Consider the following 16,045-nt stretch of genomic DNA (forward strand, 5'->3'; position numbering starts at 1 on the left):
AGTAGGAAGAAAGGTTTCTATGAGCGAAAAAATAACGATTACAGAGATTGCTGAAAGAGCAAATACTTCCAAAACAACTGTTTCTTTTTACCTAAATGGGAAAATGGATAAGATGTCGGAAGATACAAAAAAAAGAATTGAAAGGGTCATTGCTGAAACAAACTATCATCCCAGCATGGCGGCCCGTTCTTTAAATGCGAAACACACACGCTTGATTGGGGTGATTATTGGGAATATCACCAATACATTTGCAAATCAGATTGTTAAAGGAATTGATGATTTTGCTCGTGGAGACCATTATCAATTGATTGTCGGTAATAGTAATTACGATTTCGAAATTGAAGAAAATTATGTCAATCGTATGTTATCCATGGGCGTGGATGGCTTTATTATTCAGCCATCTCGGCGTTTTTCTTCTTTGACAAAACTCATCAAAGAAAAGGGTAAAGAAGTGGTATTCATTGATTCGCAAGTATCCATGGATGATGAAAAATGGGTAAAAACGAATAACTATGAAGCTGTATTAACTTTGATTTCCGAGTATGGAGACAAGCAATATGATGAATTTATGATGATTACCGCTGATCCTAGTGTGCTAAGTACTCGTATGGAAAGGGTGAAGGGTTTTGAGGATGCATTAACTCTAAAAGGTTTAACTTGGAAAACAAAGATTGTGGATGGGGATATTCAGGTTGAAGAGTTACAAAAGCTCATTGAAAGTGAATTGAGGTTTGGTACAAAGACTTTAATCTTTGTTGCCAATTGTTTCTTATTACCAAGAGTTTTCTTAGCCATGCGTAATTATCGAAATTTAATGCCAGAAACGATAGGCTTAATTGGTTTTGATAACACGGAATGGACGAATTTATCTGCTCCTTCCGTCACAACGATTGTTCAACCAGCCTATGAAGAGGGTTATCAATCGGCAAAGATTCTGATTGATGCTATCGAAAAGAAGTGGAAGGAATGTCCAAACCAAATCTTATCTTGCGAAATTCATTGGCATGAATCCACCTTATAAAAGGAAATGGCAACCATTAGGGGCTTTCACTTAGAGATTCAATTTCTTAAAAAATTAATCGGCGCAATTAGTAGAAATACTAGTTATGCCGATTTTTCTTTGTTTTGTGGGATATCTACTACACCGATATATAATATCCATATGGTTTGTTTCTTTATTCTAGTTCGGTAATTTTAATAGTTAATTCTTATATTAGCTAGCCTTGAGAGATAGTAAAATCTGGCGGTTAAAAATTTTTAGGGGATTAAATATAAAATGTTAGCATGGAGATAATCACAGAAATGTGATATAATAATTAAAAATATCAATGGAGGAAAATTATGTCTGTAAGTTACAAAAGACTATTACATATGATGATTGAAAAAGATATTTCCAATCAGGATTTAATGCGTGATGCCAAAATTTCGGCAAATATAATTACCAAAATACGAAACGGACAATATATGGCTTTAGATAAAGTGGAAAGTATCTGTATGGCTTTAAATTGTACACCTAATGATATATTGGAATTTATACCGAAGGAAAAGATAAAACATGAGTAATGAAATAAAGTTATTTGAAGGAAACAAAATACGCTCTTCTTGGGACAGCGAAAAAGAAGAATGGTATTTTAGTATTGTTGACATTATAGGAGTTTTGACGCATAGCAAAGATTTCGGAGCATATTGGCGAAAATTAAAACAGAGATTAAAAGAAGAAGGTAGTGAGGTCGTGACGTTTTGTCACGCACTGAAATTAAAATCTCCTAAAGACGGTAAGATGTATAAAACAGACGTTGCTGATATGCAAGGAATCTTTCGTATTATTCAGTCTGTCCCATCTCCTAAAGCAGAGCCTTTTAAGATGTGGTTTGCAGAAGTTGGAAAAGAAAGAATTGACGAAACAATTGACCCTGAACTAACAATAGATAGAGCTTTGGAAACCTATCTAAAAAAAGGCTACACAAGAGAATGGATTAATCAAAGATTACAAGCTATTCAGGTAAGAAAAGAACTTACAGACTCTTGGCAAGACAACGGAGTAACAGAAGGAAGAGAATACGCAATTCTTACTAATGAAATTTCAAAGGCTTGGTCTGGAATGACAATCAAGCAGTATAAAGATTTAAAAGGTCTAAAAAAGGAAAACCTAAAGGATAATATGTCCACTACTGAACTTATATTAAATATGCTGGCTGAAACTGCCACAAAAGATATTGCAGAATCTACTAATCCGCAAGGTTTGGAAGAAAATAAAAAAGTAGCTAAGCGTGGTGGAAATATTGCCGGAAATGCAAGAAAAGAAATAGAAGCGGAAACAGGAAAACCTGTAATCACATCAAAAAATGCAATTGACTTTGGGAAACTAATTGATGATGTTACAAAAACAATAGATAAAGGAGATAAAAACAATGACAAGTAACCAGAAACTTGAGCTTACTTGGCTTGGTAAAGATAAAGAAATAAAATTAGAACCTAGAATTTTGATTGAAAACAAGGAGTTATCCAATACAGAAAATGACCCCAAAACTGAAAATATGCTTATTCACGGGGATAATCTGCTTGCACTGAAAGCGTTGGAAAGTAAGTATTCAGGAAAAGTTAAATGTATCTATATCGAGAAGAAGTATATCAAAAGGATACAATTAAACTTCTAGGTGAATTTTTTATCTTCAAGGTAGGATGTATAATTTAATAAGCAGAAAATAATGAATTTGACCATGCCGGGTCAAAATTTTTTATTTAAGATGGGGTGTCAAAAATAAAGGGTGTCTAGCAAAAATCAAAAAGTTAGTGATTATAATGTTTTGAAGTGTGTCAAAAAAATAGGAAAAGTTTCATTGTGCTAAATACGGTAAATAGGCAATAAAGAGAAGATTTAATATCAAAGAGATTGCTTTTGATAGATGGGGAGCCGTTCAAATGGTACAGAATTTAGATAGTATGGGCTTTACTGTAGTTCCTTTCGGACAGGGCTTTAAGGATATGTCTCCACCGACAAAGGAGTTAATGAAACTAACGCTGGAGAAAAAACTTGCTCATGGTGGGCATCCTGTCCTTAGATGGAATATGGATAATATTTTTATTAGGACAGACCCTGCCGGAAATATCAAAGCAGATAAGGAAAAATCCACGGAGAAAATTGACGGAGCCATTGCGACTATTATGGCATTAGATCGAGCCATTCGTTGTGGGAATACCAATGCAGAGAGTGTGTACGACAGTAGGGGTATTTTATTTGTGTAAAAATTATCGTTTCGTTACGAATACAAATATTATTCCGTATACAAGGCATTATTCCATAGAGTTGTATTGTTCCACTAAATGATATATGTTATTCCTTATTCGTTTCTATTGTTCCGATAAAATGGTATAATAGGAAATACTGGAGGGATAATTGATGTATATTACAGTGAAACAAGCATCTGAAAAATGGGGGATATCTGATAGAAGAGTAAGGATTTTATGCTCGGAAGGGAAGATTCCCGGTGCATATCAAGAAGGACGGGTTTGGAAAATACCCTATGATGCAACAAAACCGACTGATGGAAGATATAAAATTAAGGAATCACTCATTCCAATCATAGAAGATAAATTAGAAATGCTTCGAAAAAGAAGACCTTTAACAGAAGGAGAGCTGGAGAGGTTAAATGAAGAATTTCTAACAGAATATACTTATAACTCAAATGCAATCGAAGGCAACACGTTAACTCTTCGAGAGACAGACATGGTTTTGAGAGGACTTACTATTGAACAGAAATCATTAAAGGAACATTTGGAGGTAATTGGACATAAAGAGGCCTTTGATTATATAAGACAGCTTGTTAGTGAAAATGCTCAAATATCTGAAAAAGTAATAAAGGATATTCACTATTTAGTCTTGGTTGATAAAAAAGAGGATAGAGGAATATACAGAAGAGTGCCTGTTCGGATTATGGGTGCTGCACATGAACCTGTACAGCCCTATTTGATTATACCTAAGATGGAAGAACTACTGGAACAATATAAAAACAGCAAGGAAGATATTGTGACTAAGCTTGCTCGTTTTCATATCGAATTTGAAGGTATACATCCTTTTATTGATGGAAATGGAAGAACCGGAAGATTACTGGTTAACTTGGAACTAATGAAAGTGGGCTATCCGCCGATAGATATAAAGTTTACTGATCGCTTAAAATATTATGAAGCCTTTGATGAATATCATGTAAAACATAATCTATCGGCAATGGCAGACATGTTTGCAAGATATTTAAATCAGAGACTTGATCTATATCTGTCTATGTTGGATGAGCAAAAATAGATAAGTCGTTAGATAATTTAGAATTTATGGAGGTGATATATTATAGAACCAACAGATTTTTCATGGAATAAATTTGAACAATATATATTTAAAGAAGGTAAGTGGGAAATACCCTCAAAGCACAAAATTAAAATAAATGATTTATCAGAGAAAAGGAATACACTAGAATTAATTTTATATAAAATGCCTAAAAAATACCTAGCAATGTGGGCAATAAAAAATGCTCAGCCATTTTTATCGTTTATAGAAATTGGTGATAATGAATTAAAAGAATCAATTATACGTGAAACGACAAATAAGATAAATATGCGTATTGACGGAAAAATAAATGCCTATGAACTAAGAAATGCTGGTTTTTTAGCAAATAAATTAGGGCAACAGTCTATCAATGAGTTAAGTAAATTCTCGGCAAGAGTATTTGCTCAATCCATAGCAACAGGTCATATGAGAGCACATGCTATTGTATCATCTGATTATGCTATTAAAGTTATTAATATTCTATTCCCTAAAAATATGATAAAGGTTGAAGAAGAAAGAAATCGTCAAATTGAACTTGCAAATCAAATTTTAGAGAAATATGATATTGAAACAAGGTCCAGTTTATAAAACAAAATAGACATTTAAAGCATCTACAAATAAAAAAGTAGGTGCTTTTTCTATGGAAATCAGGAGGTAACGATGGGACTATTTAGTGGACTTTTTAAATCAAGAGATAAACCAGAAAACAAACTCAGCAATAATAGTTATTCTTTTTTCGTTGGGCAATCATCCAGTGGGAAACGAGTCAATGAACGAACAGCGATGACCATGAGTGATGCGTGGAAATAGGGATAAGCATTTCAGAACTTGATTTACTTACAATAGGAATGGTACTAGATATTTGGACCGAGAAATCAAATGATGGAGTAAAATACAGCAAGGTGGCAGGGTAGGCTGAGTTTGATAAATTTTAACATATAAAAAGGGCAGAAATTTGCCCTAATATAAAACTAATCATTTGTATGTTTGATGATATCCTCAATGTTTCTGCCTGAATAAAAAATACGAACGATGGAAACAGTCGTTAACTCATCATCAACACGATAAAAAATCATATAATTATCAACCGGAACCTTATATATTTTCATGGAAGCCCAAGGTTCCCATTCAACAAGAGAGTGTCTTGCCGGCAATGTATCAAGAGAGCGAATCATCTTTCTGATACGGGATGATTGGTTATCAGCTGCAATACGTGCCTGTAAAGTGAACCGAATATATTCATATATTTCTGTTAAATCTTGTAAAGCCTGCGGCGAGTAAATTACTTTGTAGGTTTTGCTCATATGCCATATTCCTTTGAAAAGTAGTCATCGACTTCATCTACACTATAGGATTTTCCGGCATTTAAAGAGTCAATTCCTTTTTGAAGTTCTAAATTCAGATCTTCTTTGGAGAGACTTCCTAGAGCTAAAGGTTTTTTAGGCGGAAGGCGAAGTTCAAAAGGCATACCTTTTTGAAGAACAATTTGACTGTAAAGCATTTGTATTGCACTGGATGGAGAAATTCCAAGCTGACTTAAGATGCTTTCAGCATTTTCTTTTAAGTTTGTATCGATTCTTGCATAAACAGCATTTGTATTTGCCATGAGTGTCACGCTCCTTTCTTGTTTATATTATACAGGAAAATAAATGCAAATGCAAGCATACGCAAGCAAATAAGAAACATAGATTTAATAAAAATGCGTATTTACGAGATATTTTTAAGTAAATTAACAGATTATCACTTGCTTAGTTTAAAACACATCTAGTATTTTTTATTTGATTGAAGAGGATTAAAATTAGAGGATAGATAATGCACACTTGCAAATGCCAATGCAATGTTGTATAATTATCTCAAAGAAAGAGGTGATTTTATGGCTAAGACAGCGAATTTATATGCACGTATTGAACCGGGATTAAAGGAACAAGCAGAGCAAATATTAAATGCTTTAGGACTACCACCATCAAGTGCTATTACTATGTTTTATAAGCAGGTGGTTATGCAACAGGGACTTCCTTTCGATGCAAGATTAAATTACAGAAAACCACTTGATATATCTTCTATGACAAAGGATGAATTTAATATGGAATTAGAAAAAGGATACCAAGACGTCCTTGAAGGAAGGACTAAACCGATAAATGAGGTGTTTGAATCTTTGAATAAGGAATTCGGTATATGAGTTATTTAGTTACTCTTACCCGGGAAGCAGAGGAGGACTTAAGAGGAATTTATGCCTATATTACTTTTAGCCTATTGTCTCCTCAAAATGCAAAAGGTCAGATAGACAGGATTCAAAAGGTTATACAAAGTCTTGATGAGTTCCCTATGAGACACCGTTTGGTGGATAGTGAACCATGGAAAAGCAGGGGAGTACATATTGTACCATGTGATAATTTCTTGATTTTTTATTTAGTTAAAGAAGAAAAAGCGGAAGTTATTATTTCAAGGATTCTATACGGAAAAAGGAATCTGGAAGAAGAACTAAACTCAGATAGTAATCATGATAAAGAATAGACTTGAATTTTTTATAGAAAAATTATTAATTAGGATGAACTAGGCAAGTCTACCGCTGACCAATATGCGGTATAGAAGTGGTTGGGTTGAAAGTTTAGACTTTACTTATAGAGGGTAGAGGAAAGTAGAAAATGTGAAAAATGAAGAGCAGGTAAAAGATAAGTCGAAGTAAAAGTATAGCCTGTATAACTGAATATTAAATTGTTTTAAGACACTTGCTAAATGATGTGACCCCCAAAAGTTAGACTTTTTTAGCGTAGCAGTTTATATGGCCGCTCCGCTATTTTTATGCAGCCAAGAGTCTAAGCCTGTATTGCACCGGACTTAGCCATCCCAGTTTTTCTTTAATTCTTTGTTCATTGTAATACTTTATGTATCGTTCGATTTCTGACTTTAGCTCATCATAGCTATAGTAAATAACACCATAATAGATTTCTTGTTTAAGTAATCCAAAGAAGTTCTCCATAACAGAGTTGTCATGACAGTTTCCTTTTCTGGACATGCTTTGGAAGATTCTTTCTTCCTTGAGACGATGAGAGTATGCTTTCATTTGGTAAGCCCGGCCTTGATCCGAATGGAAAGTTCTTCTATATTTGCAATCGGATGTTATTGCAATAGCCTGTTCCAATGCCTCCATAACATTTTTTGTTGAAGGATGCTTGTCAATTCCATAGCTTATAATTTCACCATTACACATATCCATAAATGGATCCAGGTAAAGCTTATGCATTGTCATACGTCCCTTAGAATCTATTTCATAGTACTTAAACTCCGTAGTATCTGTTGTAATCTTCTGATGAGGGATATGCGTGTTAAATCGTCTCCTTATGCGATTAGGAGCAACCGTTCCAACTTTACCTTTGTACGAACTGTATTTACGACTTTTTCGAGTGAAAGAAGTAACCTGTAAACCAAGCTTCTGCATTATACGTTGTACTTTCTTTTTATTAATGCTATAGCCTTGATTTCTTAATTCTCCAACCACTCGACGATAACCATAATCCTTGTGAGTCTCTCTGATTTCAAGAATCTTCTCTTCGATTTCTTTGTCAGGATTTTCTCTATTAATTCTTTTTTGCCAATACATATATGTTGCCTTAGGCATACCTGTATAAGAGAGAAGGTCTTTTAGTTTGAATTCTCCTCGGAGGCTGCTGATGACGAGTGCCATTCTCTCATTTTTGCCTCGTCCTCTAAACGCAGCCTCCTCAGTTCTTTTAAAAAGGCATTCTCAATTCTTAACTTAAGCAGTTCATCTTCTAATTCTTTGACATGTTCTGCACTTGTATCAACTATTCTTTCTTCCGCTTCCTGAGCTTTAATATCTATCTTAGATTTATCCAATGTTTTCTTTCGACCTTTCTTGCGAGATTTCAAAGCATCAGGACCGGCAGTGCGAAAGCGATTAACCCGGTTAGTAATCATACTTGGATTGCTTATACCTTCTCGAATCGCTAATTCTTGATATGAAATCTCACTTGATAGATATAACTCTACAACAGAAATCTTCTTTTCGAAAGAGTATTTTGTTTGTTTACGAGAACGCCTTAGTCCTTCATTTCCAAATGCAGTATAGTTACGAACCCATTTACGTATATCTTTAGTAGTCGGACCATAGATAGATGAAAGATATTTATATCCTCCTTCACCATTTAAGTATGCATCGACAATTTTTTTCTTAAACTCATAGCTATATTTAGCCATAAAAACACCGACCTCCAATCATTAGATTTTTGGTCTAACTTTTGGGGGTCGGTACAAAATAGTAGGTGTCTTTTTCATGCCCATTTTTAGGAAGGAGGGATACAAGTGGCAAATAGAATAAAGGGAATTACTGTTGAAATTGGTGGAGATACTACCGGTCTTGATAAAGCCTTAAAAGGTGTAAACTCCACAATTAAATCAACGCAGAGTACCTTGAAAGTTAAAAAACCATATAGAAAGATAGATAGAAAGAAATATTTTACTGAAGAGGTTAGAGCAAAAATTTCGGAGCAAAGAAAAAACAAGCATAATTATCATAGAAAAAATCCAGCTACACCTTTTACAGGACTCATTGAATGTGATAGATGTGGTAATTCATTTAATGCCCTAAAATCAACACTAAAGACTGGAGAGAAAATAACATACCTTTCATGCAGATCCAAGAGAAGTGAATGTCCTCATAATTCCATACAAGATGTGACACTCAAAAAACTAGTCTGTGAGGTGCTAAATCTTGAAGAATTTGACGAGGAGGTAATGGATAAAGAAATAGAGCGAATTTACATCGCAGATAATAAGGTCAGATTTAAATTCAAAGATGGACATGAGGAAATCAAGGAATATTTAGAGAAAAAGCGTGGAGTTCCTTGGACTAAGGAAAGACGAGAAAAGCAGATACCACAGATACGTGAATACTGGAAAAATAAGAAACAAGATAAGGAGTGATAAAAAATGGTCGTAAGAAAGGTAACCACAATCCCTGCAACCATTAGTAAATTTAATCAATATCTAATAAGCGAAGTAAAAAGAAGAAAAGTTGCAGGATATGCCAGAGTATCAACCGATAGCGAAGAACAACAAACTTCATACGAAGCACAGCTTGATTATTATACAAACTACATCAAAAGCAGAGATGATTGGGAGTTTGTAGAAGTTTATACAGACGAAGGTATCACTGCAACCAACACGAAAAAGCGTGATGGATTTAAGCGAATGGTACAAGATGCTCTTGATGGAAAGATAGACCTCATTGTCACAAAGTCAGTGAGCCGTTTTGCCAGAAATACGGTCGATAGCTTATCTACTATCAGAAAGCTAAAGGAACATGGGACAGAAGTATTCTTTGAAAAAGAAAATATATGGACTTTTGATAGTAAGGGAGAACTGCTGATTACAATAATGTCCAGCCTTGCCCAAGAAGAATCAAGATCCATTTCAGAAAACTGCACATGGGGACAAAGAAAGAGGTTTGCAGATGGAAAGGTAACCGTACCTTTTGAAAGATTTCTAGGTTATGACAGGGGAGAAAATGGAAACCTAGTTGTTAATCATGAACAAGCCAAAGTTGTAAAAAAGATTTATAGACTTTTCCTTCAAGGTTATTCACCTTTTGGAATTGCAAAAGCACTAACTTCAGAGGGGATATTAACACCCGGCGGAAAGAAGAAATGGTCGGCAAGAACAGTTGCAGCAATACTTAGTAATGAGAAATATAAAGGTGATGCTCTCCTTCAAAAGTCATTTACAGTTGATTTCTTAACCAAGGAAAAGAAAAAGAATGAAGGTGAAATACCTCAATATTATGTAACAGGAAACCATGAGGCTATTATTCCACCAAGTACATTTGATAGAGTACAAAGGCTACTAGAACAAAGAAAAGCCGGTAAAAACAGAATCTCAAGCGTCAGCGTTTACTCGAGCAGGATTAAATGTGGAGACTGCGGATCATGGTATGGTTCAAAGACATGGCATTCAACTGGCAAATACCGTCAGAAGATTTGGCAATGCAATCATAAGTTTGAAGAAAAATGTAGCACTCCTCATTTGACGGAAGAAGAGATTCAAAAGTTATTCTTACAGGCGGTCAACAAGCTGGTTAAGAATAAGAAAGAGATTATTAGCACCCATAAAGAAATGGCAAAGATAATCTTTGATACATCATCACTTGAGAAAGAAAAGATTGAACTTGAAGAAGAATTAAATATAGTTGCTGAGCAGGTGAATGACTGTATTAATGAGAATGCCAATGAAATCAAGCAAACTATCATAGAAAAACAATCCAAGCGTGATGAGGTAGAGGACTTTATAAAGGAACTGGAAAAGCAAGATTTCATGAGAGAGTTTGATAAAAATGTATGGCTTAGTATTGTAGACTATCTTACAGTACATCATGATGGAAAGATTGAATTCACATTCCTTGATGGCAGTCGGATAGAATTAAATAGATAGAAATAGAAACAGGAATTCTATTGATGACCAATCAGGAAATTTTACATCATGGTATGAAAACAAAGTGATGGAAGACCGATTTGAAATCAGTCAAAATGAGAAATTAAAAAAAGATATTAAACGATTAAAAGAAGCTACAAGATAGAGTAAAATTTAGTTCGATAAAATTGAAAACTGAAAATGGCGCAAAATATCTGGTGTAAAACTGGAAAAAGAACATATTGGACACCAATCCGCACCCCAGATTTACCTATCTCGGGTTATCAACCCGGCTGTATTATTTATGTGCCTTGTTATATAGTTTTTGAATATCTTTGGGAAGTTTATCTGGAAGCAGGGCATTAATGCCATCCTCAGTACCATCTTGCAATGCTTTATCATAATACCAACATTTAAACTCGAGCATGGCAAGAGTTTTTTCAAGCTGTTTTATTTCAGAAAGTACAGCTTTTTTACGAGATTCAAATAATTGTTTTCTATCGAAGTAGCTTGATGGGCCTTCCATAACCCACTGAAAGAATCGCTTAATATCTTTTATTTCAAGACCGGATAATTTTAAACATTCAATAACCCGTAAAGCTTCAATTTCAGTATCTCTGAAATATCTGATATTGCCTTTTCGCTCCAGATGAGGGAAGAATCCTTCTTTATCATAGTATCTTAATGTTGAGATTGGGAGATTAAACATCTCTGAAACTTGTCCAATTGTATACATATATTTACCTTCTTTCGATTATAAAAACAATACTTGACCTAAAGTTAACTTTAGGTCTTATAATCATAATATAATACATGAAGATTTTATTTTCAATATGAACTTATATGGAGGTATTTGATAATATGAAAACAGATGAACTTAAGCTAGTTGCGGAATGGGACAAGACATTTCCTAAAAGTGAGAAGGTGGATCACAAGAAGGTCACATTTATAAATCGATATGGCATCACACTTGCTGCAGATATGTATATTCCAAAAGAGCCTAAGAATAAATTTCCTGCGATTGCAGTAAGTGGACCTTTTGGAGCAGTAAAAGAGCAGTGTTCCGGACTGTATGCCCAGACAATGGCAGAGAGGGGGTATCTGACTATTGCATTTGATCCGTCTTTTACAGGTGAAAGTGGTGGAAAACCAAGATATATGGCATCTCCGGATATTAATACAGAGGATTTTATGGCTGCAGTAGATTTTCTTTCAGTTCAGGATAATGTGGATGCAGATAAAATCGGTATTATTGGAATTTGCGGATGGGGTGGTATGGCCATTAACACAGCAGCTCTTGATACCAGAATCAAGGCAACAATTGTTTCGACAATGTATGATATGACAAGAGTGAATGCCAACGGATATTTTGATTCTGAAAACAATGAGGAAGCTCGTTATAATTTAAAGAAAAGGCTAAATTCAATTAGAACAGAAGAATACAAAAAAGGTGGGTACTCAAGGGCTGGTGGATGTATCCCTCTTCCGGTTCCAGAGGATGTGCCATTCTTTGTGAAAGATTATAGCGAATACTATAAAGGCAGAGCCTATCATGCCAGAAGCCTTAATTCAAATGACGGATGGAATGTGATTGGCTGTCAGTCATTTATGAATCAACCGATTCTTAAATACAGTAATGAAATCAGAAGTGCAGTTCTTATTATGCATGGAGATAAGGCACATAGTTATTATTTTGGGAAAGATGCATATGAAGCTATGATTAAGGACAGTAATTACACTGATAATAAAGAGTTTCTTACCATTACAGGTGCTGTTCATACAGATCTTTATGATAATTTAGAAGTGATCCCTTTCGATAAGATACAGAAATTCTTTGAAGAAAATGGAGTATGATAGTGATGTAAAAGAAAGTATTAACTATATCAACAAGTTTAAGAGGTAGAAGCAATGCGAACATTATTTTGTACTATTCTGTCTATGGTGATACTTGTTTCTATGGTGGGATGTGGAAATATAGTAAATGACTGTGGCAATAAAAATCAGACAGATAAAATTACTGGGGAAGCTAAAAGTGACAGTCAAAGTGTAAATAGTAAAGAAAGTCAGAAATATGATATGAAATTATATATTAATGATACGCTTGTTCCTGTTATATGGGAGGATAATGCTTCAACGAGGTCACTAATGGAAGATGTCTCAGAGGGTGATATGGTTATCAGTATGTCCAGGTACGGAGGTAATGAGCAGGTGGGTTCATTGAGAAAGCAGTATAGAAGTAATGATAAACAGATGACCACACACAATGGGGATATAGTCCTTTATAACAGTAATAATCTTGTTGTGTTTTATGGTTCAAATTCATGGGCATATACGAAGCTTGGAAAAATAGATTTACCGGAGCAGGAAGTTACAGACTTATTGTCGAATGAAGATGTAATAATAACGATCAAAAAGTAAGGGGTGGTGATTAGAATGGGAAAAATTATAAAGATAGCAGGTAGAAAGTAGCTTGGAGAATTCGCTCGGTAAATTCTTCAAAAGGCAGAAAGTAGCGTTTACTGATATTTTAAGAATTATGGGAATTAATCTGGTAGAATTGCAAAATTTGATGTGAAAATTTAAAGATTTAATTCAATCTAGTTATAATATACAATTTGATTTTAGTGTAAGGTCGGTACACAATACCGTCTTTTTTAATGCCTACAATAAAAAGTTTCAGAGTATAGAGGAATAGTTTCGGAGTTCAAAGGAAAAGTTTAATTGTATCAAAGACAGTAAGATACTAGATGTGTATTATGCTGGAAACTCAAATTCTATCCCATTGCTAGGAGTGGGCATAACCAGATTCAATAACTGTAATGTTTTGGAACAAGAATTGTTAAAATAGGCTGTAATGACATTTAAAGCAAGAAAAATCAAGTTTAATAATGGGGCTTCAATAAATTTTATTTTGAGTGAAAATATTATAGAAAACTGAAAGAAAGCCTACTTAGTGTTTTTATTAACATTAAGTAGGCTTTCAGTTAAATCAAATTTTGCAATACATCCCTAACTGAACGCTTTATTAGTGGTTGCCATTTTTAATTTGTTCTAAAAGACTAGAATAATTTGGATTGTTTGTTTCTAAGAATGTGGTTTTAAAACCATCTTCTTGAGAATAACGAGGTAATAAATGAATGTGGAAATGAGGAACCGTTTGACCAGCCATCTCTCCAGCATTGCTTAGAACATTAATGCCTTTTGCGTCAAGGTTGTGAACTAATGTTTTTGATAAATCAGATACCACCGCCATAAGCTTTATAGCTTCTTGCTTTGGACAATCTAATAAAGAACTATAATGTTTCTTAGGAATAACAAGGGTATGTCCCTTCGTTGCTTGAGAAATATCTAAGAAAGCTAAAATATCTTCATCCTCATAAACGTTGTAGGTGGGAATTTTACCAGCCACAATATCACAAAATAAACACATATTACTTAGCGTCCTGAACTAATGATTGAGGATAATCAGACTTCATCGCATCATAAATTCCCTTATCATAAACATGGAATTTATACTTCTTAAAGAAATATGTGTTAGAGTCAGAAGTGATTTTATCGTTTCGCCTTAAATATTGAACAACGGAATCCTTTAACTCTTTCGTGTTTTTAGAATGAACACGAACTAAGTTATAACTAGATCCATTAGAGCTTGTAACAGTTGTCCAACCTAATTTTTCATTTTGGGATTGTACTGCATTACGAACTAAAGCATCGATTTGCTTGGAATCTAATGTGAAGATTTGTTTAATGAATTTACCAGAGGCTTTATGAGCATTGGCTACTTTTAATGGATCTTCACCTTTTTTAATTTTCGCTAAAGCTTCTTCAGAATCCTTCTTGGAAGAGAATCTTAAGACCGTCGCTTGTACTGGTTGGTACTTTTTAACAATCGTATCGTAGTTTTCATTGATATATTTTTCGGCTAGTTTTTTGGCTTGTTGCGATGGAATTAAATACTCTTTGACGTATTGTTCTTCACTTAAATTTACTCTTTTCAAATAAGCAAAGAAGTTATCACCATACAATTTTTTATAGTTCGCTAATGTTTCTTGAGCGTTTTTTCTCATTTCATCATTGACAGGGACTTCTTTTTCAGAAATTTTCTTAATGGCCATAGAGTTAACCGTACTGGCACCAGAGGATTTCTTCATGAAATTATAAAGAGACCCTTTTGTGATATTTTCACCGCCAATACTAACTAAAGTATCTTTCGCATCCTTTACTTTCGTAACGGCATCACTACATCCTGCTAGGGCTAAGGCTACCACGAAAGCGATAGCTACCTTTTTCATAGATTTCATCATTATTTAGCCTCACTTTCTTTTACCCCAAGAGAAGCCTTGAGGGTATTTTCCAATTCTTTATTGCCTTTGAAGTCAACGCCTAATTCTTTCGCTTTTTCCCAAATGGCCGGGTTACCTAAAGTGTTGTCATAGCTGTTGACTAATTGTAGGAATGGATTACTTTTCGCATTTAAAGCGCCAAGGGTATTCGCCGTTGTTGCATCGGCTTTAATTTTAAAGAAACCAAAGTTAGAGGAATAAATCCATTGGCTAACTTCACCTTCATTTAAAGCTAAAGCGGCTTCTTTAAAGGAAGAATCTAACTTAGAAGTATTTTTATCAATAATACCTAATTTACCACCGTTTGCGACAGCGGATGTATCTTCTGTGTGTTTGGCGGCAACTTTAGAGAAAGCAGTACCGGCTTTTAATTCTTTATCAACCGCATCCATCTTCGCTTTTTCTTTTTCAGTAGGTGTCTTACTTGCTTTTTTAGCATTTTCAAACTTCACCAAAATGTAAGAGATTTGTCGAATCTTAAGTTCATCAAAATGTTTCTTAGCATAATCTGCCGCAATTTGTGAAATCTTTTGTTGGTTGAGTAAGTATTCTTCTAAATCGGTATAACCGGTTGGTTGTAAATCTGTTCTTAGTTTGGCTTCATAGTTTGTACCAAATTTTTGTTCATAACGAGCAATAATGGTTTTCTTCTGTGCCGCTGAAGTATCCTTCATCGTATTGGTAGTACTTATTGCCATATCGGCGACTTTTTGTTTAAAAAAAGTTGTAAGAGCTGATTTGCCAGATAAACGATAAAGTTCATCGTAAAGATTATTCGCAGTCACATTGTTATTATCAACTGTAAAGACGACATCTTCACCATTTATTTTCTTTCCTTTTAATTTACCTTTGTTGGTGTCGTAGATGTAATAGACAGAAATACCAATAAAAATAATCACGATTAGCATTACGAACCAATTTTTCTTTAAAAATTTGCCCATCGGGACCTCCTTTGCAG

20 protein-coding genes and 1 pseudogene are annotated in these 16,045 nt (G+C 34.4%); 14 read left to right on the forward strand and 7 right to left on the reverse strand.

Features of this window, described 5'->3' with window-relative positions; genetic code table 11:
* The first annotated feature begins 19 nt into the window (after positions 1 to 19).
* The 8 genes and pseudogenes from K7I92_RS02860 to K7I92_RS02895 all read left to right on the forward strand — a co-directional run bounded on the left by K7I92_RS02860 (position 20) and on the right by K7I92_RS02895 (position 5,128).
* On the forward strand, positions 20 to 1,021 hold the full coding sequence (locus K7I92_RS02860; RefSeq protein WP_220281962.1) for a LacI family DNA-binding transcriptional regulator: 1,002 nt from the start codon (positions 20 to 22) through the stop codon (positions 1,019 to 1,021).
* Between the two features lie 320 nt (positions 1,022 to 1,341).
* The gene (locus tag K7I92_RS02865) at positions 1,342 to 1,563 is read left to right on the forward strand and encodes a helix-turn-helix transcriptional regulator (protein ID WP_203244430.1); all 222 of its coding nucleotides are present in this window, start codon (positions 1,342 to 1,344) and stop codon (positions 1,561 to 1,563) included.
* Complete coding sequence (locus K7I92_RS02870; RefSeq protein ID WP_220281963.1) at positions 1,556 to 2,422, forward strand: BRO family protein; 867 nt, start codon at positions 1,556 to 1,558, stop codon at positions 2,420 to 2,422. The genes K7I92_RS02865 and K7I92_RS02870 overlap by 8 nt, the downstream gene beginning before the upstream one ends.
* The gene (locus K7I92_RS02875) at positions 2,412 to 2,657 is read left to right on the forward strand and encodes a hypothetical protein (protein ID WP_220281964.1); all 246 of its coding nucleotides are present in this window, start codon (positions 2,412 to 2,414) and stop codon (positions 2,655 to 2,657) included. The genes K7I92_RS02870 and K7I92_RS02875 overlap by 11 nt, the downstream gene beginning before the upstream one ends.
* 217 nt (positions 2,658 to 2,874) lie before the next feature.
* A pseudogene (locus K7I92_RS02880) lies at positions 2,875 to 3,246 on the forward strand (terminase TerL endonuclease subunit); the annotation flags it as partial.
* Positions 3,247 to 3,400: 154 nt separating this feature from the next.
* A complete protein-coding gene (locus K7I92_RS02885) occupies positions 3,401 to 4,300 on the forward strand; it encodes a DNA-binding protein (RefSeq protein ID WP_203244427.1) in 900 nt (299 codons plus the stop codon).
* A 183-nt stretch (positions 4,301 to 4,483) separates the two neighbouring features.
* Positions 4,484 to 4,906: a putative immunity protein gene (locus tag K7I92_RS02890; protein WP_220281966.1), complete on the forward strand. Its 423-nt coding sequence runs from the start codon at positions 4,484 to 4,486 to the stop codon at positions 4,904 to 4,906.
* Between the two features lie 72 nt (positions 4,907 to 4,978).
* Positions 4,979 to 5,128 (forward strand): hypothetical protein, encoded by a 150-nt coding sequence (locus K7I92_RS02895; RefSeq protein ID WP_220281967.1) that lies wholly within the window; start codon positions 4,979 to 4,981, stop codon positions 5,126 to 5,128.
* A gap of 161 nt (positions 5,129 to 5,289) precedes the next feature.
* Here K7I92_RS02895 and K7I92_RS02900 read toward each other — a convergent pair whose 3' ends face one another.
* Both K7I92_RS02900 and K7I92_RS02905 read right to left on the reverse strand, forming a co-directional pair.
* Positions 5,290 to 5,622 (reverse strand): type II toxin-antitoxin system RelE/ParE family toxin, encoded by a 333-nt coding sequence (locus K7I92_RS02900; RefSeq protein WP_220281969.1) that lies wholly within the window; start codon positions 5,620 to 5,622, stop codon positions 5,290 to 5,292.
* Positions 5,619 to 5,924 (reverse strand): type II toxin-antitoxin system RelB/DinJ family antitoxin, encoded by a 306-nt coding sequence (locus K7I92_RS02905; RefSeq protein ID WP_220281971.1) that lies wholly within the window; start codon positions 5,922 to 5,924, stop codon positions 5,619 to 5,621. The genes K7I92_RS02900 and K7I92_RS02905 overlap by 4 nt, the downstream gene beginning before the upstream one ends.
* A 267-nt stretch (positions 5,925 to 6,191) precedes the next feature.
* Between K7I92_RS02905 and K7I92_RS02910 the strand changes: the two genes are divergently transcribed.
* Both K7I92_RS02910 and K7I92_RS02915 read left to right on the forward strand, forming a co-directional pair.
* Complete coding sequence (locus K7I92_RS02910; RefSeq protein ID WP_203244423.1) at positions 6,192 to 6,497, forward strand: type II toxin-antitoxin system RelB/DinJ family antitoxin; 306 nt, start codon at positions 6,192 to 6,194, stop codon at positions 6,495 to 6,497.
* Positions 6,494 to 6,832 (forward strand): type II toxin-antitoxin system RelE/ParE family toxin, encoded by a 339-nt coding sequence (locus K7I92_RS02915; RefSeq protein WP_203244422.1) that lies wholly within the window; start codon positions 6,494 to 6,496, stop codon positions 6,830 to 6,832. The genes K7I92_RS02910 and K7I92_RS02915 overlap by 4 nt, the downstream gene beginning before the upstream one ends.
* Positions 6,833 to 7,118: 286 nt before the next feature.
* Here the strand turns inward: K7I92_RS02915 and K7I92_RS02920 are convergent.
* Positions 7,119 to 8,536, reverse strand: a protein-coding gene (locus K7I92_RS02920; protein ID WP_220281973.1) for an IS3 family transposase whose coding sequence is annotated in 2 segments (ribosomal slippage) — positions 7,119 to 7,972 and positions 7,972 to 8,536 — 1,419 coding nt in all. Because the reading frame shifts where the segments join, the coding sequence is not laid out codon by codon here.
* Between the two features lie 105 nt (positions 8,537 to 8,641).
* On the opposite strand from K7I92_RS02920, the gene K7I92_RS02925 reads away from it, so the two are divergent.
* Positions 8,642 to 9,262, forward strand: a complete 621-nt coding sequence (locus tag K7I92_RS02925; protein ID WP_220281974.1) for a recombinase zinc beta ribbon domain-containing protein — start codon at positions 8,642 to 8,644, stop codon at positions 9,260 to 9,262.
* A 6-nt stretch (positions 9,263 to 9,268) separates the two neighbouring features.
* The gene (locus K7I92_RS02930; protein ID WP_220281975.1) at positions 9,269 to 10,765 is read left to right on the forward strand and encodes a recombinase family protein; all 1,497 of its coding nucleotides are present in this window, start codon (positions 9,269 to 9,271) and stop codon (positions 10,763 to 10,765) included.
* A gap of 277 nt (positions 10,766 to 11,042) precedes the next feature.
* On the opposite strand, the gene K7I92_RS02940 is transcribed toward K7I92_RS02930, so the two are convergent.
* Positions 11,043 to 11,480 (reverse strand): MerR family transcriptional regulator, encoded by a 438-nt coding sequence (locus K7I92_RS02940; protein WP_163562220.1) that lies wholly within the window; start codon positions 11,478 to 11,480, stop codon positions 11,043 to 11,045.
* A gap of 125 nt (positions 11,481 to 11,605) precedes the next feature.
* Here K7I92_RS02940 and K7I92_RS02945 point away from each other — a divergent pair, with 125 nt between their 5' ends.
* Positions 11,606 to 12,598: an alpha/beta hydrolase gene (locus tag K7I92_RS02945; RefSeq protein WP_220281976.1), complete on the forward strand. Its 993-nt coding sequence runs from the start codon at positions 11,606 to 11,608 to the stop codon at positions 12,596 to 12,598.
* 84 nt (positions 12,599 to 12,682) lie between these two features.
* Positions 12,683 to 13,162 carry a cyclophilin-like fold protein gene (locus K7I92_RS02950; protein WP_220281977.1) on the forward strand — a complete coding sequence of 160 codons (480 nt, stop codon included), beginning with the start codon at positions 12,683 to 12,685 and terminating at the stop codon, positions 13,160 to 13,162.
* 607 nt (positions 13,163 to 13,769) lie between these two features.
* On the opposite strand, the gene K7I92_RS02955 is transcribed toward K7I92_RS02950, so the two are convergent.
* From K7I92_RS02955 to K7I92_RS02965, 3 genes are read right to left on the reverse strand one after another with little or no spacing between them, the layout of a single operon-like run.
* Entirely contained in the window at positions 13,770 to 14,174 is a 405-nt protein-coding gene (locus tag K7I92_RS02955; RefSeq protein ID WP_203244417.1) for an HIT family protein, read from the reverse strand.
* A 1-nt stretch (position 14,175) separates the two neighbouring features.
* Positions 14,176 to 15,048, reverse strand: a complete 873-nt coding sequence (locus K7I92_RS02960) for a hypothetical protein (protein ID WP_203244416.1) — start codon at positions 15,046 to 15,048, stop codon at positions 14,176 to 14,178.
* A complete protein-coding gene (locus K7I92_RS02965; protein ID WP_203244415.1) occupies positions 15,048 to 16,028 on the reverse strand; it encodes a peptidylprolyl isomerase in 981 nt (326 codons plus the stop codon). The genes K7I92_RS02960 and K7I92_RS02965 overlap by 1 nt, the downstream gene beginning before the upstream one ends.
* Positions 16,029 to 16,045 lie beyond the last annotated feature (17 nt).

The sequence above is a fragment of the Bulleidia sp. zg-1013 genome (genome assembly GCF_019798045.1).
GTDB lineage: Bacteria > Bacillota_I > Bacilli_A > Erysipelotrichales > Erysipelotrichaceae > Bulleidia.